We start from the raw sequence: 7,858 nt of genomic DNA, 5'->3' as shown, positions 1-7,858 counted from the left end.
CCCCCCCCCCCCCCCCCCCCCCCCCCCCCCCCCCCCCCCCCCCCCCCCCCCCCCCCCCCCCCCCCCCCCCCCCCCCCCCCCCCCCCCCCCCCCCGAGCCCCGGCGCAGCCGCCCCGCACCCGCCGTCCGCCGAGCCCGCGGCCAGCGCCCAGTGCCTAGCGCCCCCGCTCCTCGACGGCCGAGTTGTACGCCGCGACGAGCGCCCGCCGGGCCACCCGCTCCACCGGCCGCAAGGCCTCCGCCCGCGCCGCCATCTCCGAGGCGGCCACCGCGCCCCCGTGCCCGGTCTCGTACGCCATCGACACCAGCAGGTCCACCCGCTGCGCCAGCGCCAGCACCCGCACCGCCCGCGCCGGATACCCCGGCGCCAGCGCTTCCCGCCCGGCATCCGCCCGCGCCCGGTACGCCGACAGCGCCGCCTCCGCCACCGGCCCGGACCCCGCCACGTCCAGCCGGGTCAGTGCCACGGTGGCCTCGCGCAGCGCCTCCGCCAGCTCCCGCTCCGCCTCGCTCAGCGACGGCACGTCCGCCGGCGGCGCCTCCCGTACCGGCAGACAGTGCCAGGTCACCGACACGTGCACGTCCCCGGCCGGCCCGGCCTCGGACACCTCCGGCACCAGTCCCAGCGCCGCCCCCACCGCGACCACCGCCTCCTCGGCCTCCAGCGCCCGCGCGTTGAACTCCGGCGGCCCGCTCAGCCCCAGCGGATGCCCCGGCGCCGGCAGCGCCACCCGCAGCCCCGTCACCCCCAGCGCCCGCAGCCGGCCGAGCGCCAGCGTGAGCCCCACCGGCCCCGCCTCACCCGGCAGGCCCTCCACCCGGTGCACGGCGTCCTCGCCCACGATCGACAACACGGCCTCGTCGGGCGAGACCAGACCGGCCAGCAGCGCGTTCCCCCAGGCGGCCAGCCGCCCTGAACGTGGTTCGAAAAGCATCCCCCCACTTTACGGATCGGTCCCCGCACCGGGCCCCGGCCCCGGACCCCTCTCCGAGTGGCGTAGGTTTTCCCCTGGGGCTGCGTCTACCGGCGCACAGAGAACCGTGACCGCAACGTGACTGCAAGGGGTGACAACACGCTCATGAGCGATGTTCTGGAGCTGGTGGACGTATCCGTGGTCCGCGAGGGCCGGGCTCTGGTGGACCAGGTCTCCTGGTCGGTGAAGGAGGGGGAGCGCTGGGTGATCCTCGGCCCCAACGGCGCCGGCAAGACCACACTGCTGAACCTCGCCTCCAGCTACCTCTTCCCCACCAAGGGCGCCGCGACCATCCTCGGCAGCACCCTCGGCAAGGTGGACGTCTTCGAGCTGCGCCCCCGCATCGGTGTCGCCGGCATCGCGATGGCCGACAAGCTGCCCAAGCGGCAGACCGTCCTGCAGACCGTCCTCACCGCCGCCTACGGCATGACGGCGACCTGGCAGGAGGAGTACGAGGACGTCGACGAGCAGCGCGCCCGCGCCTTCCTCGACCGCCTCGGCATGACCGACTACCTCGACCGGAAGTTCGGCACCCTCTCCGAGGGCGAGCGCAAGCGCACGCTGATCGCGCGCGCCCTGATGACCGACCCCGAGCTCCTGCTCCTCGACGAGCCCGCCGCCGGCCTGGACCTCGGCGGCCGCGAGGACCTCGTACGCCGCCTCGGCCGCCTCGCCCGCGACCCGCTCGCCCCCTCCATGGTCATGGTCACGCACCACGTCGAGGAGATCGCCCCCGGCTTCACCCACGTCCTGATGATCCGCCAGGGCAAGGTCGTCACCGCGGGCCCGATCGAACTCGAACTCACCTCCCGCAACCTCTCGCTCTGCTTCGGCCTCCCGCTGGTCGTCGAGCGCAACGGCAACGACCGCTGGACCGCCCAAGGCCTTCCCCTCGGTTAGTACGGGCGGCCGCACCCTGTCCCGACGGTGCCCACCCGACCTACCATGACCACGTGGACATCGACGCATGGGTGTGGTGGCTCATCGGCGCGGTCGGACTGGGCATCCCCCTCGTCCTGACCGCCATGCCGGAGTTCGGCATGTTCGCCATCGGCGCGGTCGCGGCCGCCGTCACGGCGGCCCTCGGCGGGGGAGTGGTGGCCCAAGTCCTGGTCTTCGCGGTCGTGTCGGTCGCGCTCATCGCCGTCGTACGGCCGATCGCGAACCGGCACCGCGACCAGCGCCCCCAACACCGCAGCGGCATCGACGCGTTGAGGGGCAAAAGCGCCGTCGTCCTCGAACGGGTCGACGGCAGCGGCGGCCGCATCAAGCTCGCCGGCGAGATCTGGTCGGCGCGCACGCTCGACGCGGACAGCAGTTTCGAACCCGGCCAGTCCGTCGACGTGGTGGAGATCGACGGGGCGACCGCCGTCGTCATGTGACAAGCAGCCTGCTCGCGGCCCCCGGGTCTGCGAGACTCCGCTCAACGGGGCAGCACAGACAGCCGGAAGGGCACGGGGAACCGCATGCAACCGATCATCATCGTCCTGATCATTCTGGTGGTTCTGGTCTTCATCGCACTGGTCAAGACGATCCAGGTGATCCCGCAGGCCAGCGCCGCCATCGTCGAGCGGTTCGGCCGCTACACCCGCACGCTCAACGCGGGCCTCAACATCGTCGTCCCGTTCATCGACTCGATCCGCAACCGGATCGACCTCCGTGAACAGGTCGTCCCGTTCCCGCCGCAGCCCGTCATCACCCAGGACAACCTGGTCGTCAACATCGACACCGTCATCTACTACCAGGTGACCGACGCCCGGGCCGCCACGTACGAGGTGGCCAGCTACATCCAGGCCATCGAGCAGCTCACCGTCACCACGCTGCGCAACATCATCGGCGGCATGGACCTGGAGCGGACCCTCACCTCCCGCGAGGAGATCAACGCCGCCCTGCGCGGAGTCCTCGACGAGGCCACCGGCAAGTGGGGCATCCGCGTCAACCGCGTCGAGCTCAAGGCCATCGAGCCGCCGACCTCCATCCAGGACTCGATGGAGAAGCAGATGCGCGCCGACCGGGACAAGCGCGCCGCGATCCTCCAGGCCGAAGGCGTCCGGCAGTCCGAGATCCTGCGCGCCGAGGGTGAGAAGCAGTCCTCCATCCTGCGCGCCGAGGGTGACGCCAAGGCCGCCGCGCTGCGCGCCGAGGGTGAAGCGCAGGCCATTCGTACGGTGTTCGAGTCCATCCACGCCGGCGACGCCGACCAGAAGCTCCTCGCCTACCAGTACCTCCAGATGCTCCCGAAGATCGCCGAGGGCGATGCCAACAAGCTCTGGATCGTGCCGAGCGAGATCGGTGACGCCCTCAAGGGCCTCTCCGGCGCCATGGGCAACTTCGGTCCCATGGGCGGCGGTTCGGGCTTCAACCCGCAGAACTCCGGCAAGGACGGCGGCGGCATCCCCGCCGCACGGGACAAGGACTCCGCGGACCGCCGCGAGCAGCCCCCCATCGACTGACCCCCCACCCCCTCCTGCATGATCAGTGAGGCCCCTCGACCTTCATGGCGGGGAGGCGACCCACTCATGCAAAGGGGATGGCAGAGTCCATGTCCATCTGGGAATCACTCGCGGTCTTCGCCGCCGGCATCGGCGCGGGCACGATCAACACCATCGTCGGCTCCGGCACCCTGATCACCTTCCCGGTGCTGCTGGCCACCGGCCTGCCGCCGGTCACCGCCAACGTGTCCAACACCCTCGGCCTGGTGCCCGGTTCGATCAGCGGAGCCATCGGCTACCGCAAGGAGCTCCAGGGCCAGCGCGCCCGCATCCTGCGCCTCGGCGCCGTATCCCTCGTCGGCGGGATCGCGGGCGCGGTCCTGCTCCTGACCCTGCCGTCCGACTCCTTCGACACGATCGTGCCCGTCCTGATCGGACTCGCCCTCGTGCTCGTCGTCCTCCAGCCCCGGCTCGCCGCCACCCTGCGCCGCCGCCAGGAAGCCGCCGGAGGCGACACGAGCCACCCCGACGGGGGACCGGCCCTGCTCGGCGGCATGCTCTTCTCCAGCGCGTACGGAGGCTACTTCGGCGCCGCCCAGGGCGTGCTCTACCTCGGCCTGATGGGCCTGCTGCTCCGCGAAGACCTGCAACGGATCAACGCCGTCAAGAACGTCATCGCCGCCATGGTGAACGGCATCGCGGCCGTCATCTTCCTCTTCGTCGCCGACTTCGACTGGACGGCCGTCCTCCTCATCGCCGTCGGCTCCACCATCGGCGGCCAGATCGGCGCCAAGGTCGGCCGCCGTCTCCCGCCGACCGCCCTGCGCGCGGTCATCGTGACGGTCGGCGTCATCGCCATCGTCCAGCTGCTGGTCCGCTGAGCGACGTAGCGCAGTTACGTCGCCCAGCGCGCCCGGCCACGCGTCTCACGGGGCATACGACTAGGCGGAGCGCTCCAGCCATTCCGGGAGCGCCTCCCGCCCGGCCACGCCCAGAGCCAGCAGCATGGCGTCCGCCGGAGACGGCACGAAGGGCCTGCGCAGGAGCGGCATCCCCGCCTCCTCCGGAGTCCGGGCCGCCTTGCGGTGGTTGTCCTCGGCGCAGGAGGCCACCGTGTTCAGCCAGGTGTCCCCGCCCCCCTGGGCCCGCGGCAGCACGTGGTCCACGGTCGTCGCGCGTTTCCCGCAGTACGCGCACCGGTGCTGGTCCCGGACCAACACCCCCCTCCGCGACCAGGGAGCATGTCTTCGGAAAGGCACCCGGACATACCTGCAGAGCCTGATCACCCGGGGCATCGGAAGATCCATGGTGGCCGCGCGCACACGCAGCTCGGGATGCGACTGCTCGACGACGGCCTTGTCCTGGAGCACCAGGACCACCGCCCGGTTCAGGGTCACCGTCGACAGCGGCTCGAAGCTCGCATTCAGCACCAGCGTGTCCCGCATCTCGCCCACCTCCCGTGTGCAGGCCCGCGACCACCCTGGCGGCAGGGCCCGCGACCACTCTCGCCGCGCGCGCCACGCGGGACAACGCAATAAAAATGCCCGGTCCTGGCCTTCTTTAGACCAGGACCGGGCAAACGCTCGGGGAACGATCAGCCGGCCGGCGCCTCGTACTCACCGATCAGCTGAGCACGCCCCAGCGTGTGGAAGCGCAGATTGAAGCCGACGGCGGCGGGAGACGCCTCGTCACCGGGGCCCAGTTTCTCCTGGTCCACCGCGTACACGGTGAAGACGTACCGGTGCCGTTCCCCGGCCGGCGGCGCCGCCCCGCCGAAGTCCTTGGTCCCGTAGTCGTTCCGCGCGTGCACGGCCCCGGCCGGCAGCCCCTCGAACTTCCCGCTGCCCGCACCGGCCGGCAGCTCGGTGACCGAGGCCGGCAGGTCGAAGAGCACCCAGTGCCAGAACCCGCTGCCCGTCGGCGCGTCCGGGTCGAAGCACGTCACGGCGAAGCTCTTCGTCCCCTCAGGGAACCCCTCCCACCGCAACTGCGGCGAAAGGTTCCCGCCCGAGAGCACCTGACCCTCCCCCAGATCGGCACCCGGCGCCAGATCCGCACTGGCCACGGTGAAGGCGCGCACCTCGGGGTGGTAATCGTGCGGCAGTGGCGCCCGGCCTCGCTCGGTCACGTCGAAACCTCCTGGTCGGATGGAAACCCTGTGTGGAGACGGAGCCTAGGACTCCATCAAGATCGTTACTCAATCTCGGAGCCATGAACCGTACAAGATCAGGCAGTGGCTCCCTGGCCACGGTCCTCTTGACCTGCGTGGCGACGCCGGCGACCGGCCTCGTGGCCGCCCCGGTCGCGGAGGCCGGCGGCACGCGGCCGCCGTGCCCTCACGGACGATGAGCTCAAGGTGCTGCGTGACACCCACGCCACGCCCGCGGACGGGACCACCGTGGTCAGCCTCTCCTTCGAGAAGATCTCCGCCCGGGGCTACGCCCGCATGTAGCCCACCCGCCCGGAACCGAGGACGGGCCCCGGCCGTCAGTGATCCGTCAGTGATCCGTCAGTGACAGCCGGGGCCCGTCCCGTTCACCTCCGTCACAGCCAGTTGCGCTGCGAACCGACGGAGGCGATCCACTGGTTCAGGTACGCCGCCCAGTCCGTCTCCTGGTACGACTGCAGACCCACCTGGAAGCAGCGGTAGGTGTCGCTGCCCTCGGTGAACAGCCCCGGCTTCTTGTCCATCTCCAGGACGACGTCCATCTCCCGGCCGTCCGAGACGAAGGTGAGCTCGACCTGGTGCAGCCCGCGGTACTGCGAGGGCGGCAGGAACTCGATCTCCTGGTAGAAGGGCAGCGACTGCCGCGTCCCGCGGATGTGCCCGCGCTCCATGTCCGCGCTGCGGAAGGTGAAGCCGAGCTGCCGGAAGGCATCCAGGATCGCCTGCTGCGCCGGCACCGGGTGCACGTTGATCGGGTCGAGGTCACCCGCGTCCACCGCGCGCGCGATCTCCAGCTCGGTGCTGACCCCGATGTTCATCCCGTGCAGGTGCTGACCCCCGAAGTGGGTGATCGGCGTCTCCCAGGGGATCTCCAGCCCGAAGGGCACCACGTGCAGGGCGCCCGCCTGCACCTGGAACGCACCGCCGAGGCGCTGCTTGGTGAAGACGACGTCCTGCTTGTACTCCTGGTCCCCGCCCTCGACCTCGACCCGCGCCTGAAGCCCGACGGACAGCCCCTCGATCTGCTGCTCCACGGATCCGCCCTGGATCCGGACCTCGCCCTGGACGATCCCGCCCGGCACGACGTTCGGCTCGGTGATGACGGTGTCCACCGAAGCACCACCGGCACCCAAGCTCGCGAACAGCTTCTTGAAGCCCATGCTCAATCTCCCCTAGAACGATCTGGCGACTACGCCGCGACTACCCCTTACCAACGCGGAACCTTAGGCCCCGGTTGCAGGTGTACGCCTTCTACTACGCTCGACCGGATGAGCGCGCGCCCCGACCGTACGCCCCTGCCCCGGACCTTCTACGACCGCCCGGTCCTCACCGTGGCCCCGGAACTCCTCGGCCGCACCCTGGTCCGCCGTACCCCGGAGGGCCCCATCGAACTGCGCATCACGGAGGTGGAGGCGTACGAGGGCGAGTCCGACCCGGGATCCCACGCCTACCGCGGCCGCACGGCACGCAACGCATCGATGTTCGGCCCACCCGGACACGCGTACGTCTACTTCATCTACGGCATGTGGTTCAGCCTCAACCTGGTGTGCGGCCCGCCCGGCCACGCCAGCGGGGTCCTGCTGCGCGCCGGCGAGATCACGGTGGGCGCCGACCTGGCCGCCAAACGCCGACTTTCCGCCAGATACCCACGAGAACTGGCCAAGGGGCCGGCCCGCCTGGCCACGGCCCTGGACATCAACCGCTCCCTCGACGGCACCGACCTCTGCGGGGGCCCCGAATCCCCGCTGTCCCTCCTCACGGGCACCCCCACCCCGCCCGACCTGGTGAGCAGCGGCCCGCGCACGGGCGTCGGCGGGGCCGGCGCCGGCCACCCGTACCGCTTCTGGATCACCCACGACCCGACGGTGAGCCCGTACCGCGCCCACGCGCCACGCCGCCGCTCAACTTGACTCGGCCCTGCCGGACGCCTAACGTAGCCCGAGCCGCTTGAACGGGGCACTGCCATCAGCAGACCCCCAGAGCGGCCAACCCACTACCTACGACTTACCCCTGGCGGGGTCTTATTCGGCATGCCCGAATTCCCGGCCGGTGGCTCGATTATGAGCCGCAAGGGATAAGCGCTAATGTGATGGAACGCCGAAAGGCAAAGACCCCCAACGGTCACCGAATTCAAATCCAAGTCGACTGCAACTTTCGAGAAGCAGGACGCGGAAATGATCTGGTAGAGTTGGAAACGCAAGAACAGAACGAAAGCCCGGAGGAAAACCCGCGAGGGTGAGTACGAAGGAAGCGTCCGTTCCTTGAGAACTCAACAGCGTGCCAAA

Annotated in this window: 9 protein-coding genes; 5 read left to right on the top strand and 4 right to left on the bottom strand. The window is 70.6% G+C overall.

Features of this window, described 5'->3' with window-relative positions; translation table 11 throughout:
• Positions 1 to 155 precede the first annotated feature (155 nt).
• Entirely contained in the window at positions 156 to 935 is a 780-nt protein-coding gene (locus ACZ4TV_RS33295) for a hypothetical protein (RefSeq protein WP_468138993.1), read from the bottom strand.
• Between the two features lie 144 nt (positions 936 to 1,079).
• Between ACZ4TV_RS33295 and ACZ4TV_RS33290 the strand changes: the two genes are divergently transcribed.
• From ACZ4TV_RS33290 to ACZ4TV_RS33275, 4 genes are all read left to right on the top strand, one after another.
• Positions 1,080 to 1,874, top strand: a complete 795-nt coding sequence (locus ACZ4TV_RS33290; protein ID WP_468138992.1) for an ABC transporter ATP-binding protein — start codon at positions 1,080 to 1,082, stop codon at positions 1,872 to 1,874.
• Positions 1,875 to 1,927: 53 nt separating this feature from the next.
• Positions 1,928 to 2,356 carry an NfeD family protein gene (locus tag ACZ4TV_RS33285; RefSeq protein ID WP_468138990.1) on the top strand — a complete coding sequence of 143 codons (429 nt, stop codon included), beginning with the start codon at positions 1,928 to 1,930 and terminating at the stop codon, positions 2,354 to 2,356.
• Between the two features lie 84 nt (positions 2,357 to 2,440).
• Complete coding sequence (locus ACZ4TV_RS33280) at positions 2,441 to 3,427, top strand: SPFH domain-containing protein (RefSeq protein WP_031147919.1); 987 nt, start codon at positions 2,441 to 2,443, stop codon at positions 3,425 to 3,427.
• Positions 3,428 to 3,516: 89 nt separating this feature from the next.
• A complete protein-coding gene (locus ACZ4TV_RS33275) occupies positions 3,517 to 4,287 on the top strand; it encodes a sulfite exporter TauE/SafE family protein (RefSeq protein WP_468138988.1) in 771 nt (256 codons plus the stop codon).
• 60 nt (positions 4,288 to 4,347) lie between these two features.
• Here the strand turns inward: ACZ4TV_RS33275 and ACZ4TV_RS33270 are convergent, their stop codons facing one another.
• The 3 genes from ACZ4TV_RS33270 to ACZ4TV_RS33260 form a co-directional block, all read right to left on the bottom strand.
• Positions 4,348 to 4,851, bottom strand: coding sequence for an HNH endonuclease (locus ACZ4TV_RS33270; protein WP_301372004.1), 504 nt, complete (start codon positions 4,849 to 4,851; stop codon positions 4,348 to 4,350).
• A gap of 149 nt (positions 4,852 to 5,000) precedes the next feature.
• Positions 5,001 to 5,534 (bottom strand): YbhB/YbcL family Raf kinase inhibitor-like protein, encoded by a 534-nt coding sequence (locus ACZ4TV_RS33265; RefSeq protein ID WP_468138987.1) that lies wholly within the window; start codon positions 5,532 to 5,534, stop codon positions 5,001 to 5,003.
• 416 nt (positions 5,535 to 5,950) lie between these two features.
• Positions 5,951 to 6,733 carry a sporulation protein gene (locus ACZ4TV_RS33260; RefSeq protein ID WP_468138986.1) on the bottom strand — a complete coding sequence of 261 codons (783 nt, stop codon included), beginning with the start codon at positions 6,731 to 6,733 and terminating at the stop codon, positions 5,951 to 5,953.
• A gap of 108 nt (positions 6,734 to 6,841) precedes the next feature.
• On the opposite strand from ACZ4TV_RS33260, the gene ACZ4TV_RS33255 reads away from it, so the two are divergent.
• Entirely contained in the window at positions 6,842 to 7,483 is a 642-nt protein-coding gene (locus ACZ4TV_RS33255) for a DNA-3-methyladenine glycosylase (RefSeq protein ID WP_468138985.1), read from the top strand.
• Positions 7,484 to 7,858: the final 375 nt, after the last annotated feature.

This window comes from Streptomyces sp. NPDC028910 (assembly GCF_055564955.1).
The sequence above is the reverse complement of the archived record's forward strand: the minus strand, read 5'-3'. Positions and strand labels throughout refer to the sequence as shown.